Here is a 14,085-nt window from a genome sequence, read left to right as displayed (position 1 = left end):
AAGATGGCTCAAAAAGTTTTAGACGTTAAAAACCTGTCAATTGATTTTGCTACCCTAAACGGAACCGTGAAGGCCATTCGTGACGTTAGCTTCCACCTTGATAAGGGAGAAACGCTCGCCCTTGTTGGTGAATCTGGTTCAGGGAAATCAATCACCGTGAGAACTATCATGCGTCTTCTAGCTGATAACGAAACCATCACCAACGGTACAATTGATTTTGAAGGCAAAGATATTTTAAAAGAATCCAAAAAACAAATGGATAAGATTCGGGGCGGCAAGATTGCCATGATTTCTCAGGATCCAATGACCTCACTGGACCCCACCATGAACATCGGTAATCAGGTGGCCGAACCACTCCGAGTTCACGAGGGAATGTCTAAGGGTAAAGCCCTTGAACAGGCCGCTGAAGTCTTAGAAGAAGTTGGAATTCCCAACGCTAGAGAACGAATGCGCGACTATCCCCACCAGTTCTCCGGTGGTCAACGACAAAGAATCGTGATTGCGATGGCAATTATCGATAAACCCGATATTCTGATTGCCGACGAACCGACTACCGCCCTGGACGTTACGGTTCAAGCTCAAATCATTAAGCTACTAAGAGAGTTAAAGGACAGAATTGGAACGTCGATTATCTTCATCACCCATGATTTAGGGGTGGTTGCTAACATCGCTGACCGAGTAGCCGTCATGTACGCCGGTAAGATTGTCGAGTATGGAACCGTTGACGACATTTTCTACAATCCACAACATCCCTACACGTGGGGACTACTTGATTCCATGCCAACTTTATCCATGAAGAGTGATCGATTAAACACGATTCCAGGGACCCCACCAAACTTGATTAACCCACCAAAGGGTGACGCTTTCTATGCCCGTAACAAGTACGCTTTAAAGATCGACCATGAACAACAACCACCCTTCTTCAAGGTCAGTGACAGCCACTACGCCGCCACCTGGTTGTTAGACAAGCGAGCTCCAAAGGTTACCCCACCGAAATCAATTCAAAAGCGTCAGGCTGAATTTAAGAAACGAGGTGAAAACGACCATGACTAAAAAGGATCCAATTGTTTCAGTTAAACATTTAAAACAATACTTTAACGTCGGAAAGCCCGACGAAGTTAAGGCCGTTGACGACATCTCATTCAACATTTATCCTGGTGAAACGCTGGGACTGGTTGGTGAATCTGGTTCTGGTAAAAGTACGACTGGAAGAGACATCATTCGTTTATACGACCCAACTGATGGTGAAATTGACTTTGAGGGGCAAAACATCTCGAAGCTAAAACGCAAACAGATGAAAAACCTCCGAAGTCAGATGCAGATGATCTTTCAGGATCCGTATGCCTCACTGAACCCCCGAATGAAAGTGGAGGATATCATCGCCGAAGGCCTTGATATCAATCACCTGGTTAAAGATTCTGATGAACGAGATAACCGAGTTCAAGAGCTCCTTCACCTCGTTAACCTAAACGAAGAGCATGCCAGTCGTTACCCATACGAGTTCTCCGGTGGTCAACGACAACGAATTGGAATTGCTAGAGCCCTAGCGGTTAAACCTAAGTTCATCATCGCCGATGAACCAATTTCCGCCCTTGACGTTTCCGTTCAAGCCCAGGTTGTAAACCTAATGCAGGACATTCAAGAAAAAGAGGGTCTAACGTACCTATTCATCGCTCATGACCTTTCAATGGTGAAGTACATTAGTGACCGAATCGCCGTTATGTACGCTGGTAAAATCGTGGAAATGGCTGATACCGATGAGTTATACAACCATCCCCTTCACAAGTACACCCAAAGCTTGTTGTCAGCGGTGCCAGTTCCTGACCCACACTCAGAGAAGCAGCACAAGATTATCAAGTTCGACCATAGTCAACCATTTAAAGAAGACCAATACCTTCAGGAAGTCCGTCCTGGTCACTGGCTCTACTGTAGTGATGAGGAAGCCCAACAATACAAATAGCCGTTTCAAAAACGTTCGATTGAAAATAAATTCAGTCGAACGTTTTTTATTTCTCTTAATTCAGCCTTCAATTGCGGGAGTAACAAGGGAATGGTATTATTAATGTGAATAATGAATTCAATCACAAGATGGAGGCTTATCTCAATGAATAACACTAACGAAAAATTCTGCATTAAATGTGGCAAGAAGATCCCAAAGGAAACAAAGTTCTGTCAGTATTGTGGTGCCAAACAACCAGAAATCAATTCGACCCCGCATAATGAGTCACAACCAAGTCCAGCAAGTATGCAACCTCAGACTACTAGCAATCAGGGCAATCCTGAAACCATCAGTACCCTTCTACTGGTGTTCGGTTGGATTTCCGCCGTTTTGTCGACCCTCTTTATCCCCATCGTGTTTGGAATTATCGGAATTGTCCTTGGCGCAATCGAACTTAAGTATCACCAAAACGCTGGAATTATTTTGATAATTGCGTCGGTCGTTTTGATGATCATTGGAATTATTTTCGGGATGGTCATGGGTTCACAAGTATTTTGAAAGTAGGATGAAATCTAATGAATAATACAAAGTTTTGTGTCAACTGTGGTAAAAAGATCAAAAAAGACGCGAGCTTTTGTCCGTATTGTGGAGTTGAGGAGCCCAAGACTACCCAGCAACAAACCAAAACCGCTCCGACTGAGAATCATCCCCAAAACAATAAAAGTAACTTGAAGAAACTGTTAGGTGGGATTGGAACCATTGTCCTTGCCGTTATTTTCGGTTTGAACTTCTACTTTAGGGCGCGCCATGTTTTCCCTAATCAGGATACGAATGCTAGTAGCGTGATTAAGTCGATTAATCACACAGCCCGTCCTGACAACGATGCACCTAATGGATTTTCATTAAGTGATGAACTTAGTGAAGCACATGCCACGTTAATGTACAATACGAAAGACAAATCATATAAATTTTACATAAAACATCCAAACGATAAAAAGAATGCAAATTATGGTAGCTTCTACTTGATCAAGGCCAAACTACCACACCAAAATCAGTCATTTTACATGTATAAAGTTCTAAACAATGACGATTCTAACGAAGATCCTAAAAAACTCCCCTTACAATTAGCTAGTAGTCTCACTGATACTTTCCACCTAACTAAAACCGCTATTAATATCAATTGGGGAAACAATATGAAATCGGGAAAACAATTTATTATGGGTCCACAACAATAATAATATATATACAAAAAACACTGCCGATTAAGCAGTGTTTTTTTACTGACTATTTTAATTTCTTCAAATAGCTAACATCTGGTCCGCCAAATCGATTGCCTTCGTCCACAGAGCTAAACAACATGAAAATGAAAACGATGATACTTCCAACAAATGGAATCAGTTGTAACCACCAGAAACCAGCTGAATAATTGATGTCATGAAATCTACGACAGGTAGAAGTGATTTGTGCAATACCTGCGGCAACACCAAAAACAAGAAATGCAATTCCAATCAATATTGTAATCGCGTATGCCACCGAAGAATCTATACTACCGAACACAAACATCAAGAAATAAAAAGCAACTGTAATTAAACATACATCTAAGTATGACCACCAATACGACGCCCTGCTCATCCTTCCAGAAATATGAAACATGTTCCCAAATAGGTCCTTAAACGATGTAATCATGTTAGGTGATGAATATTTCGAGCGAATATCCGCTCCATTATTGGATTCTGGCCGATAAGTCTGCTGCTCATTATTAGTTTCTTGATAACCATAATTAGCCTGTTGATTATCAGTGCTTTGATTACTTTGGGCATCAGCCATCTCGGGTTGAGCTTGACCGCAATAAGGACAGAATTTAACATCCGCCTTTAACAACTTGCCACAATTGGGACAGTGCTTGGTGTCATCCATCGTAAAACCTCCATAGTATGTATTTAAATCGATGCTAATGTAACATCTACTTTTATTTTACACTATTTGCCATGTCAAAATAGGCGAAAATGAACATTTTTGAACTATCTCCGTCAATTTGAGTCTGAATTGCCAAGTTAAAGGCACCATCACAGTTATTTTCTTTCACAATATCTCTAATTTTATTAAAAGCTTCCTGTTGAAAATCCCGCAAAATCTGATCATCATCTGGAATATAGTGGTCACTTAATGCCACTGACCCGTTTTGATTGAATTCATATCCATCAGGAATTGCACCAGCTGAAACAGGAATCACAATTTTAAGTTGACCATCGTCTTGTTTTTCATTTGAGCCAACTTCAACCGTAGTTGTCTCCTCTTCCTGATTCATTTCTTCCAACTCATCAATAGTAGGTTGTTTGTACCCACATTTCGTACAGAACTTCACGTCAACTGGAATTTCAGCTCCACAGTTAGGACAAAACCTTGTTTTTAATGTCATTTTTCTTTCACCTTTTCGTATGTATTAAAAGAACTCCAGCTAAAGCTAGAGTTCCGATCTATTTAGTTAAATACCATTCCACCATCAATTAACAATGACTGACCAGTCATGTAGTTAGAGTCAGGACCAGCTAAGAATGAAACACAGCCAGCCACGTCTTCAGGTTTTGAAAGTCGTTTCAAGGCAATGTTTTTTGCAAACTGTTCCATTCCCCATTCAAATGGTTTCCCGGCTTCATCAGCCACATTTTGGGCAATATCATTCATCATGGGAGTGACCACGATGCCAGGGCAGTATGCATTAACGGTAATCCCGTCATCGGCAAGTTCCTTGGCGGTTGTTTCAGTAATTCCTCTGATAGCGAACTTAGTTGAACCATAAACGGTCAAGTTCTCATTACCGGTCATCCCAGCTTGAGATGAAGCATTAATAATCTTACCGCAATGACCAAGTTCTTTGAATTTCTTAGCGGCAGCCTGAATTCCCCAAATAGTACCACCCACGTTAATTTTTTCGGCTTGTTCCAAGACCTCTGGAGTAACGGTCTGAATTGGTGTGGTTGGCGCAATTCCAGCGTTGTTCACAATCACGTTGAAGTCACCAAAATGTTTAGCGGCCTTTTCAACGGCTGCAAAAACTTCGTCACGATTGGCAACGTCAGCTTTAATGGCAATGGCGTCCCCATTGTCACTTTGAATCTCTTTAGCAACCTCTTCCACCTTATCCAAATGACGACCAACCAGTGCCACGGAAAAGCCATCTTTACTCAATCGTTTGGCAATAGCCTCTCCGATTCCTTGTCCAGCACCTGTCACTAGAGCCACTTTCTTATCCATCGTTCAATTTCCTCACTTACTATAATAATCAATCTTTATGTTAATTTTATCACAGCTAAATGCTTCTAAGATATAAAAAACGGAAAACTATTCTTAGTTTTCCATTCTTACTTATTTAAATGCCAGTTCAAAAATAAATCATGATTACCCAGTATATAATCTATATATTTTGTATTTTAATTTAATTGATTGGTAACAATTTGTTGGTAATTAAGCCAAAGTGCTGTATACGGAGAATTACTATTAAGCTGCCATGGTTTGGGTTTACCACAGAAATGAATTATAACCGTATTTTTCATAACCCAATCAAGGTCTTCTTTTCCCCCACTACGAGTTAAATAATTTAAAGATTGACGCGCATCAAAATTCCAGATATCTTCAGAGATTTCCTTGGTATCATTGCCATATAAATAATTTAGAATATCTTGATCTGGTAAAATTAGATAATCATTGTACTTTTTAATAGTATCAATAATGTCTTGAAGCCTAATTTTTTTACGCATTTGATCCAAATCCATCACCATAACTCCTGAATTATAATAACCCCCATCGGTATCAAGACGTAGATTATTAATAGATCTCATCATGTCAGTGAGCCCTTTATGAACTGCAGCCGCAAACATTTTTCCATCTAAGGGGAGATTCCAAAGAGGTTGAATGTCGTTAATAACTAAAAGATCAGGATCCAAATAAATTACTTTTTTTAAATCTTTTGGTAGAACATTACCACATAACAATCTAAAATACATTTCTTTTGGATAATGATAAACACTTAAAAAAGAATCTGGAATTTTTAAATTTTGACCCGTTTGGATTGATTGAAGTTCCATATGTAGTTCACCAGCATAATTAATAAGTTGTTGATCATTTTCTGGTGTAAAATCAGCTTGTAAAACCCAAATTCTAAAATTAACATCTGGATTGTTGAGTCTAAGTGAATATAACATAATTTTTAATGGATTAATGTACCCTTGATTGATAGTTACAAGAATTTCAATTGGTTGTTTTGTAGTCATATTTTACTCCCATAATTTATTTGATATTATTTCACCACATTTGAATATATTTCTCAACAATTATGTATAAATAATGGGAAGCCATCTCACGGCTTCCCATTTATCAATTATTCTTCATTTTGCAATCGAGAATGGTGAATCCCGTAAACAAAGTAGATCACGATTCCCAATGCTAACCAACCAATTACCGCAATCTTGGTCACGTTCGGTAACATGATAATGAAGTAGATACTCATCAGTCCGGCTAGGATTGGCAAGTACGGGTAAAGGGGCATCTTGTAACCAGTATTCTTGATGTCCTTTCTTCGTCTCAATGGAATGATCCCAAATGAGATAAAGGCAAACGCAACCAAGGTTCCAGCGTTAATCAATGAAACTAGTTGAGTCAATGGAACAACTCCAGCAAAGATGGCCTGAATGATAACAGCCAACCAAACCGCGTAGGTTGGAATTCCAGTCTTGTGGTTAATCTTCCCCATTTTCTTAGAAATTAGTCCGTCACGTCCAAGTGAGTAAACCAGTCGGGAACTCCCGATGACCATGGTGACCATGGCGGTGAAAATCCCAAACAGTGCTCCAATCGTGATGGCCTTGTTCATGAAGTTCAGGTGCACCATGGAGAATGCCAAAGCGGCTGGATCGTCAACGTTTAGTAGTGAGTAATGAACCATTCCAGTCAGGACCAAAGAGAACCCGACGTACAGGACGGCCGCAATCAGAACGGTTCCAAGAATTCCCTTGGCCATATTCTTATTAGGATTAATGGTTTCAGCGGAGTTCGATGCCAACGCGTCAAAGCCCATGAAGGCAAAAAAGACGGTCGCAGCGGCGGTCGAAATTCCACCCAAACCAAACGGTGGGGTGTGAAATTGCTTGGGGTAAAACGGAACGTAGTTACTTGACTTGATGTAAAAAACACCCACAACGATAAACAAAACAATGATGCCAATCTTGACCAGCACGGCAACGTTCTCAATCTTCTTGGAAAAATTAGTTCCCATTAAAGCGAGTAATCCAACTAACAGGGTAATGACAACGGCACTGATGTTGACGATGCCACCTTCCATTGGCCCACTTTGAAGAAACTTCGGAATGTTAATCCCAATGGCGGCTAAAATATTGTTATTAAAGTACGAAGCAAATCCGGTGGCCTCAGCGGAAACCGCCAAGAAGTACTCTAGGATTAGTCCCCAACCAAGAATCCACCCGATAATCTCGCCGTAAACGACGCTTCCAAAGGAGTATGCTGAACCAGCAACGGGCATCGCCGACGAAAACTCGGCATACGCCATACCCACGACCCCAGCTAAGATGGCAGCAAGCAAGAATGCCAGTGCAACCGCTGGTCCTGCGTGTAAAGCCGCTTCGTGTCCTGGAAGAATAAAGATCCCAGTTCCGACAACGGCTCCGACGCCAAGACCGATTAGATCTTTAGCGGTCAGCGTTCGCTTTAAGCCAGCATCGGCTTTGACGAAACTAGCAACCGATTCTTTCTTGAACATATTATGCATATGCATCACTCCTTTTCATTTGTATTGCATTGAATTGTACCGTGAAAAAAAGATGATGACAATTACTTTTTAAAGATTTTCTTAAATAAAAAAGAACTGAGACCATTGCATCCCAGTTCTTAATTAATTCTTTTACTTTTTAACCGCCCACTGTGGTTGTTCACCCTTTAGGACTTTTACAATTTCACTGGCAGCGTCATGCGCCATCCGGTTCATGCATTCCACCGTGTTAGAGGCAATGTGCGGTGTCAACAAGACGTTATCCAGCTTGTAGAGTGGACTGTCCATTGGTAGCGGTTCAGAATCAAACACATCCAGGGCAGCGGCCTTAATTTCGTGACTCTTTAAAGCGTCGATTAGATCATCTGTATTAATGAGTGCTCCACGAGCCAAATTAATGAGAACCGCCGAGTTGTCCATCATCTCAAATTCACGTTTACCAACGCTTTGTTTAGTAGAGGGTAGCACTGGCATGTGTAAAGTGACGATATCTGAATCAGTAAAGATGGCATCGCGATTAACCGCTTTACCGTATTCAGAGTCTTCAGCATGTGGTGAATTGTAGATGACATTCATCCCCAGTCCACTCACCTTCTTAGCGACCATCTTGCCGATTCGGCCATAACCGAGAATTCCGAGGACCTTGCCTTCTAAATCAAAACCCATATGATCTTTCTTGTAGTTCCAGTTCCCCTTACGCATCTCGTGCGAATCATTGGTAACGTTCTTTGATACGTCAAAGATTTCGGCTAACGTCGTCTCCGCAACCGTTGAGGCATTGGCGAGCGGCGTAATTGTTACATATATGCCATGTTGTAACATAAAGGGAACGTCGATGTTGTCATAACCCACACCGTTTCTAGCAATGATTTTTAAGTTCGGCATCTTTTCAATGGTGTCATTTGGAAACGGGGTCGTGCCAATCAGGATGCCATAAGCATCGGCGGCCATGTCAAGCAACGTTGAAATCTTCTTGTCAGGTAATTCCACAACATCAAAGCCACTGTCTTTCAGTAGCTGTTTTCCATCTGGAGCCAAACTTGCTTGTACTGCAACTTTTTTAGCCATCATAATCTCTCCCATCTACTTACGATTCACTAACGTGTTCTTTTTTATAAAATTCATTTAATTCACTTGGAGTAGGATAGCCGTCGTTATCACCGGGCGTCTGAACCTGAAGCGCTCCAACGGCATTTCCACGCATGACCGCACTCTTTAGATTTTTGCCCTCTAATAGTGCGGTAATTACCCCGAGCGCAAACCCATCACCGGCACCAACCGTGTCGACGACGTGATCGACCTTAAAACCGGAGACCGTGTACGAATCTCCATCTTTGGTCTTCACATACGCACCATCAGGGCCCAACTTAATGAGCACCGCGTTCGTGCGTTCGCCATTTTGGAGGTAAAAGTCAGCGATTTTTTCCGGGTCATCACTTCCCATGAGAACCTTGCCTTCGTTTACACCTGGCATCACAATGTCAGCGTTTTTAGCCAATTCGTTAATCGTTTTAATCATTCGATCATGATCACCCCACAGTCCGGGACGCAGGTTTGGATCAAACGTTATCTTGATTTCATTATTAATCAATCGGTCCATTAATGCACGATATGAGCCTTCCGCTTCAGCTGACAAAGCCGGGAAGATCCCCGTTAGATGAGCCATTTTGACGTCGTCAAGATTAATCTCGTCAATGACTCCCCGTTTTAAATGCGAAGCAGCCGATCCCGTGCGATAGTTGAACGTCTGGGGATCACCATGCGTTACCATCTGTTTTAATTGATGACCCGTCCAATGATCGGGATCGTCTTTAACATAGTCAATGCCAACGCCGTGGTCGATAATCACGTCTTTGGCGTATTTACCCAGCGGATCGGTTCCTACTTGAGACACATACTCAGCGGAATGTCCCAGTCGTTTAGCACCAATGGCCACGTTTAGTTCTGCCCCTCCGAGGATTTTTAGATAGTGGGTTGAATCAGCTAAAGTAGCGTCAGGATCGGTTGAGGCGAACGTCACCACTGGTTCACCAATTGTCAGAAATTCACTCATAATTTTCACCTTTCTTTAATCATCTATCCGAAGAATAAGTACACTAATATTTCGTTTAAAATGGAGACAATCCACATGATCGGAACTCCCAGTTTCAACAGTTGCTGAGGACGAACCTTCATGTAGTCAAGGCCCCAGACGTTCCATGACTGAGTGATATCAGTTGAAACCGCCATCAGGGTTGGAACGTACATTAACGGTAAGAGGAACATGTCATTAAACATTCCAGTAGCGGAAAGGACGGCGGCCGTCGCAGCTCCTGCACCCCAGACCTGAAGTGGTCCTCTAAACAATGCTAAGGGAGCAAGAACCCCGATTCCAAGTGCTAGAAGTAAATGACTGTTTGGTAGGATGGCACTGAAGATTCCCTTGAAACGACCAGCGTTTAACTGAGCCGCACCGGCAAACATAACCAGTGCCATCAAGAACATGATTAAGCCCGAAATGTCGTTAATGGACTGTTTAATCGTGGTATTAAGAAATTCTTTGAATTTTTTGTAGCCGTTCATCTTACCAGTCACAAGCATCGCTAGGATACTAGAAAGGATCAAAGCCGGAATGGCATCCCAGCCGAGCGCCATGTTCAAAATAACGGGAACAACTGGGATAGCGTACGCAATGTACGGAATCTTGTCGACGTCTCCCGGGTCAGTTGCCCCGATTTTCTTCAGGTTGGCCTCGGCATTCTTTGGATTGAACGTGTGACGTTTCATCACTAGAAACAAGATCACCGCAATTAGTTGCACCGCCATGGCCGCCCACCCAAATTCAAGGTAATGCAGATTGTATTGAGCCTTGGGGAAGAACGCCTTAATCTGATTAAATAACACGACGTTGACGTACATGGCCGAGCCAATCGACAAGGCAAACGTCGTTAGGGCCACGTCTCGTGGAATCCCCAACGACAAGAGGATTGGTAACAAAATGACACCGATGGCAATGACCGAACCCACTCCGTAGGAACTGACAAACAGCAGGGCCGTAACTAAGACAATCAGGATGGCGGCTAGTAAGGGATGCGATTTCCCAACCTTATTCGTTTTCTGTGAAATTGATGGCGCAATGCCACTGTCAACCAGCACCCGTCCAAACCATGAACCAAAGACAATGTAGATAATCGTCGAACCATACTTCAGAGCGGGTGTTGAGAAGACCGCCGTCAAAGCGGTGTGATATGGGATTAGGCCGATGACGGTCCAAAGAATCGCCATCACGAAGAAACCAATGGTTAGGTCCCCACCTTTAACAATGTAAAAGATAAAGCCAGCAAAGGTAATTAGTAACAGAATCGCAATAATGGTATTCATCAACTACATCACCTCATCTCTCAGCAACTTGACTTGACGTTCAACGTGTTCGTCGTCTTCCATCGGGAATTCAAGCGCCAAATCCGCCGTTTTCGGTAACTCGTTCAGGATGTTTTTCCAATCAAACATGCCGTCGTTTAGATCGTCCGCGGTCTGTAAGTCATCTTCATCAAACTGGTTGACATTCTTTAGATGAATATAATCGGTATACTGGTACAAAGAATCAGCCGCATAGTCCGCACTTTGATGGGTAAACGCCCAGTTTCCAAGGTCATACACGTACTTAATGGGCAGCCCATTCTTTTTCGCTTGGTTTAAAAAGTGTTTAACATTAGCCATTTTGCCACTCAATTTGGTTTGATCGTTTTCCACGTTCATTTGAATCTGATCGAGTGGTAAACCATCAAACGCGTGAGCTAAGTCACCATGGAAAGCCCGGAAGTTTCCCACGTTAAACTTGATTTTAGTAATTCCCATTTGTTGCCCCTCGTTGAAATACTGCTTCAATTTCGGATTAACCGAACCGTCCTTTAAAAACAGCTCATCGGGGACACTGTAATTCACTAGTAATCCCGTTCTCAATCTGGCATCATCAATCTCATCTAGTTCCTTTGAAAAATCCTTGATGTATTCTCGTCGAACCTCAATCCCGTCAACGTTCATTTGCTTCACGCGTGGAAATAACGCTGCCTGACTCGTACCGGCTTCGATGTCATTTACAAAGATCCATGTATTTAAAAACAATCGCATCAGTATTCACTCCTTTTTTAATTTGATACCGCTTTCATATTGATATTTATGGTAAACGTTTACATAAAAGTAGTCAATACTATTTGGTAATCTTTTTTCTAAAAATATGTAATCGTTTTCCATGACGCCATAAAAAAAGACCAGCCGCACTGGCTAGTCTTATTATTTTAAAATTGGGCTGGAATCTCAATTTTTTTCGCAATCGGTTGAAAATCACTCTCAATCCCCTCAATCAGGATCTGAGCTGCATTCACCCCAATCTGAAACGGATCCTGATTAATAACCTTGATTCCTGGATCAATATTATCTACCAGTGAAGTGTCGGAAAATCCCGTCATGTGCACCCCATCGGACTTCCGGATGACTCCATCCCGAATCAACTTAGGCAAAAACTTCAAGAGCCACCGTTCCTTTAAAGCAAAAATCAGACCCCCATTTGTTTCTTTGATGTCATTTTTCAGTTTGGAGTATGCCTGACGAAATGAAGCCTCATCGTTTCCCGGTTGAATGATCGTGACGTGGTTCCCATAGACTGCTTTAATCCCGTTCAGTCGTTGTTCTCGGGTGGAAACGTTTTTTACATTATTTGTAATCACAAAGACGTGGCTTAATCCCTGGTCTTTAAAGTATCGCGCCGCTTTCTTACTGACCTCATAGTTATTTGTAACCACACTCGGCCACGGACTGCCCTTAATCTGCCGATCTAACATGACCACCGGTACATTTGTGGGAATTGAGCTTTGAAAGGCGTCCAGGTCGTTACTTAACGGCTGAATCAAGACGCCACCAAACATTTGTTGGTTAAGTGACGATAACGTGGCAAGTTCCCGCCGTTCATCACTATCGGAGTCCATTAAGACCGCGATGAAGTTGTTCTTTTTTAAAACCGAATTAACACCCTTAAAAATCTCCGTGGAAAAGTAATCATCAACATCCGCCGCAATGACCGCCACCAATCGACTTTGCTTGGTAATGAGCTGTCTGGCGGATTCGTTTGGCACGTAGTTCAACTTCTTGATCGCTTCGGTAACCCGCTTCGCAGTAGCATCGGACATGTGGTTGGTCTTTCCGTTTAAGTAGCGTGAGATGGTGGCAGTTGACACTCCTGCTTCTGACGCAACGTCTCTAATCGTAGCTACTGAACCCATTTGGACCCCTCCCATCGTTTTTTTCATTCTACCATTTATTAAGCCATTGTTTCAGACCAATAAAAGAATTCATCAATTAATTGATGAATTCTTATTGAGTTACTTAAATTTAAGGTTCCAAGCCGCTTGTTGATTAATCCCGGACTCTTTCTTAATCAGTTTAGCGGTCTTCTCGGTCTGATAGGCTTTCACTAATTCCTTGATTTTCTTGCTATGTTCGTCGCGCTTCTTTGCGGCAATGAAGTTGACCCACTTATGCGAATCCTTGGTAAATGGTGCCGTATAAATGGCCTTCTTCGGACTCAGGTTCGAACTTTCAGCGAAGTTCCCGTTCACAACGGAAGCTCCCGCTGAATTCAGTAATCGTGGCGTTTGCGAGGCGTCAACTTCCTTAATCTTCAGGTTCTTCGGATTACTAGTAATGTCCTTGACGGTGGTGAACGCCTTTTTCGGATTTAACTTAATCAACCCCGCACTCTGAAGGACGTGTAAAGCCCGGGACTCGTTGTTAGTGTCGTTTGGCACCGCAATGGAAGTTCCACTGGAAATTTCATTAACCGACTTAAACTGATTAGAGTAAATCCTCATCGGTTCAATCACGGTATCTCCAACCGGCACGATGTCCGTGTGGTGGACGTCATTCCAATTGTCCAAAAATGGGTAGTTTTGGTAGGCATTCACGTCGATGTCTCCGTTAGTCAGAGCGTTGTTAGGCTGTGAATAATCGGTAAACGTCTGAAACTGAACGTTTAGGCCGTACTTATCCTTGGCGTCTTTAGCCACTTCGTTCCAGATGGCCTGTTCCTGTTTGGATCCGGCCATGATGCCAACGGTAATGGTGTTCGCTTCAGCTTCTGATTGGTGGAAAAAGCTGAAGTATCCGGCGATTCCAATAAACAATATAATTCCAATCCAAATTAAGTATTTAACCCATCTTCTCATCTGCGTTCCTCCCATTTATTAACCAAACAAAAAAGCATCCATCCTGTAAAAAGGACGAATGCTTCCGCGGTACCACCTTAGTTCATAGCCGTCTCACAACGGACTACCTCAACGGTTACTTGTAAAAATAACCGGGCCATGATATCGGCGGCATCCCGTCACCA

15 protein-coding genes and 1 other annotated feature (1 of these 16 running past the window's edge) are annotated in these 14,085 nt (G+C 42.5%); of the genes, 4 read left to right on the top strand and 11 right to left on the bottom strand.

All coding sequences use genetic code 11. The annotated features are described in order from the left end of the window. The first annotated feature begins 3 nt into the window (after positions 1-3). The 4 genes from AC6UDF_RS00385 (at position 4) to AC6UDF_RS00370 (ending at position 3,174) form a co-directional block, all read left to right on the top strand. Positions 4-1,053, top strand: a complete 1,050-nt coding sequence (locus AC6UDF_RS00385) for an ABC transporter ATP-binding protein (RefSeq protein WP_500706182.1) — start codon at positions 4-6, stop codon at positions 1,051-1,053. Further along, positions 1,046-1,960 carry an ABC transporter ATP-binding protein gene (locus AC6UDF_RS00380; RefSeq protein ID WP_500706181.1) on the top strand — a complete coding sequence of 305 codons (915 nt, stop codon included), beginning with the start codon at positions 1,046-1,048 and terminating at the stop codon, positions 1,958-1,960. The genes AC6UDF_RS00385 and AC6UDF_RS00380 overlap by 8 nt, the downstream gene beginning before the upstream one ends. Before the next feature lie 144 nt (positions 1,961-2,104). Then, entirely contained in the window at positions 2,105-2,497 is a 393-nt protein-coding gene (locus AC6UDF_RS00375) for a zinc-ribbon domain-containing protein (RefSeq protein ID WP_500706180.1), read from the top strand. 17 nt (positions 2,498-2,514) lie between these two features. Continuing rightward, positions 2,515-3,174, top strand: a complete 660-nt coding sequence (locus tag AC6UDF_RS00370) for a zinc ribbon domain-containing protein (RefSeq protein WP_500706179.1) — start codon at positions 2,515-2,517, stop codon at positions 3,172-3,174. 49 nt (positions 3,175-3,223) lie between these two features. Here AC6UDF_RS00370 and AC6UDF_RS00365 read toward each other — a convergent pair whose 3' ends face one another. The 11 genes from AC6UDF_RS00365 to AC6UDF_RS00315 all read right to left on the bottom strand — a co-directional run bounded on the left by AC6UDF_RS00365 (position 3,224) and on the right by AC6UDF_RS00315 (position 13,921). Then, the gene (locus AC6UDF_RS00365; RefSeq protein ID WP_500706178.1) at positions 3,224-3,856 is read right to left on the bottom strand and encodes a DUF805 domain-containing protein; all 633 of its coding nucleotides are present in this window, start codon (positions 3,854-3,856) and stop codon (positions 3,224-3,226) included. A 52-nt stretch (positions 3,857-3,908) separates the two neighbouring features. Beyond that, positions 3,909-4,358: a zinc ribbon domain-containing protein gene (locus AC6UDF_RS00360; RefSeq protein WP_500706177.1), complete on the bottom strand. Its 450-nt coding sequence runs from the start codon at positions 4,356-4,358 to the stop codon at positions 3,909-3,911. Between the two features lie 62 nt (positions 4,359-4,420). Further along, on the bottom strand, positions 4,421-5,194 hold the full coding sequence (locus AC6UDF_RS00355) for a (S)-acetoin forming diacetyl reductase (RefSeq protein WP_500706176.1): 774 nt from the start codon (positions 5,192-5,194) through the stop codon (positions 4,421-4,423). A gap of 176 nt (positions 5,195-5,370) precedes the next feature. Further along, positions 5,371-6,210: a glycosyltransferase family 8 protein gene (locus tag AC6UDF_RS00350; RefSeq protein ID WP_500706175.1), complete on the bottom strand. Its 840-nt coding sequence runs from the start codon at positions 6,208-6,210 to the stop codon at positions 5,371-5,373. A 107-nt stretch (positions 6,211-6,317) separates the two neighbouring features. Further along, complete coding sequence (locus AC6UDF_RS00345; protein ID WP_500693307.1) at positions 6,318-7,721, bottom strand: APC family permease; 1,404 nt, start codon at positions 7,719-7,721, stop codon at positions 6,318-6,320. A 132-nt stretch (positions 7,722-7,853) separates the two neighbouring features. Continuing rightward, positions 7,854-8,789: a phosphoglycerate dehydrogenase gene (locus AC6UDF_RS00340; protein WP_500693306.1), complete on the bottom strand. Its 936-nt coding sequence runs from the start codon at positions 8,787-8,789 to the stop codon at positions 7,854-7,856. 19 nt (positions 8,790-8,808) lie between these two features. Then, a complete protein-coding gene (locus tag AC6UDF_RS00335; protein WP_500723730.1) occupies positions 8,809-9,774 on the bottom strand; it encodes a sugar kinase in 966 nt (321 codons plus the stop codon). A 23-nt stretch (positions 9,775-9,797) separates the two neighbouring features. Continuing rightward, the gene (locus AC6UDF_RS00330; protein WP_500693304.1) at positions 9,798-11,084 is read right to left on the bottom strand and encodes a Na+/H+ antiporter NhaC family protein; all 1,287 of its coding nucleotides are present in this window, start codon (positions 11,082-11,084) and stop codon (positions 9,798-9,800) included. Continuing rightward, on the bottom strand, positions 11,085-11,831 hold the full coding sequence (locus tag AC6UDF_RS00325; RefSeq protein ID WP_500723728.1) for a sugar phosphate isomerase/epimerase family protein: 747 nt from the start codon (positions 11,829-11,831) through the stop codon (positions 11,085-11,087). A gap of 167 nt (positions 11,832-11,998) precedes the next feature. After that, entirely contained in the window at positions 11,999-12,979 is a 981-nt protein-coding gene (locus tag AC6UDF_RS00320; RefSeq protein ID WP_500693302.1) for a LacI family DNA-binding transcriptional regulator, read from the bottom strand. Positions 12,980-13,078: 99 nt separating this feature from the next. Continuing rightward, positions 13,079-13,921 (bottom strand): MetQ/NlpA family ABC transporter substrate-binding protein, encoded by an 843-nt coding sequence (locus AC6UDF_RS00315; RefSeq protein WP_500693301.1) that lies wholly within the window; start codon positions 13,919-13,921, stop codon positions 13,079-13,081. Positions 13,922-13,968: 47 nt separating this feature from the next. After that, positions 13,969-14,085, bottom strand: a binding site (T-box leader) (it continues 118 nt past the right edge of the window).

Source organism: Fructilactobacillus sp. X2R6C1 (assembly GCF_059901295.1).
The sequence above is the reverse complement of the archived record's forward strand: the minus strand, read 5'-3'. Positions and strand labels throughout refer to the sequence as shown.

Excerpts from the sequence above, each read along its gene's own strand:
- AC6UDF_RS00385 (WP_500706182.1), top strand. The coding sequence starts at position 4 with ATGGCTCAAAAAGTTTTAGACGTTAAAAACCTGTCAATTGATTTTGCT.
- AC6UDF_RS00380 (WP_500706181.1), top strand. The coding sequence starts at position 1,046 with ATGACTAAAAAGGATCCAATTGTTTCAGTTAAACATTTAAAACAATAC.
- AC6UDF_RS00375 (WP_500706180.1), top strand. The coding sequence starts at position 2,105 with ATGAATAACACTAACGAAAAATTCTGCATTAAATGTGGCAAGAAGATC.
- AC6UDF_RS00370 (WP_500706179.1), top strand. The coding sequence starts at position 2,515 with ATGAATAATACAAAGTTTTGTGTCAACTGTGGTAAAAAGATCAAAAAA.
- AC6UDF_RS00365 (WP_500706178.1), bottom strand. The coding sequence starts at position 3,856 with ATGGATGACACCAAGCACTGTCCCAATTGTGGCAAGTTGTTAAAGGCG.
- AC6UDF_RS00360 (WP_500706177.1), bottom strand. The coding sequence starts at position 4,358 with ATGACATTAAAAACAAGGTTTTGTCCTAACTGTGGAGCTGAAATTCCA.
- AC6UDF_RS00355 (WP_500706176.1), bottom strand. The coding sequence starts at position 5,194 with ATGGATAAGAAAGTGGCTCTAGTGACAGGTGCTGGACAAGGAATCGGA.
- AC6UDF_RS00350 (WP_500706175.1), bottom strand. The coding sequence starts at position 6,210 with ATGACTACAAAACAACCAATTGAAATTCTTGTAACTATCAATCAAGGG.
- AC6UDF_RS00345 (WP_500693307.1), bottom strand. The coding sequence starts at position 7,721 with ATGCATAATATGTTCAAGAAAGAATCGGTTGCTAGTTTCGTCAAAGCC.
- AC6UDF_RS00340 (WP_500693306.1), bottom strand. The coding sequence starts at position 8,789 with ATGGCTAAAAAAGTTGCAGTACAAGCAAGTTTGGCTCCAGATGGAAAA.
- AC6UDF_RS00335 (WP_500723730.1), bottom strand. The coding sequence starts at position 9,774 with ATGAGTGAATTTCTGACAATTGGTGAACCAGTGGTGACGTTCGCCTCA.
- AC6UDF_RS00325 (WP_500723728.1), bottom strand. The coding sequence starts at position 11,831 with ATGCGATTGTTTTTAAATACATGGATCTTTGTAAATGACATCGAAGCC.
- AC6UDF_RS00320 (WP_500693302.1), bottom strand. The coding sequence starts at position 12,979 with ATGGGTTCAGTAGCTACGATTAGAGACGTTGCGTCAGAAGCAGGAGTG.
- AC6UDF_RS00315 (WP_500693301.1), bottom strand. The coding sequence starts at position 13,921 with ATGAGAAGATGGGTTAAATACTTAATTTGGATTGGAATTATATTGTTT.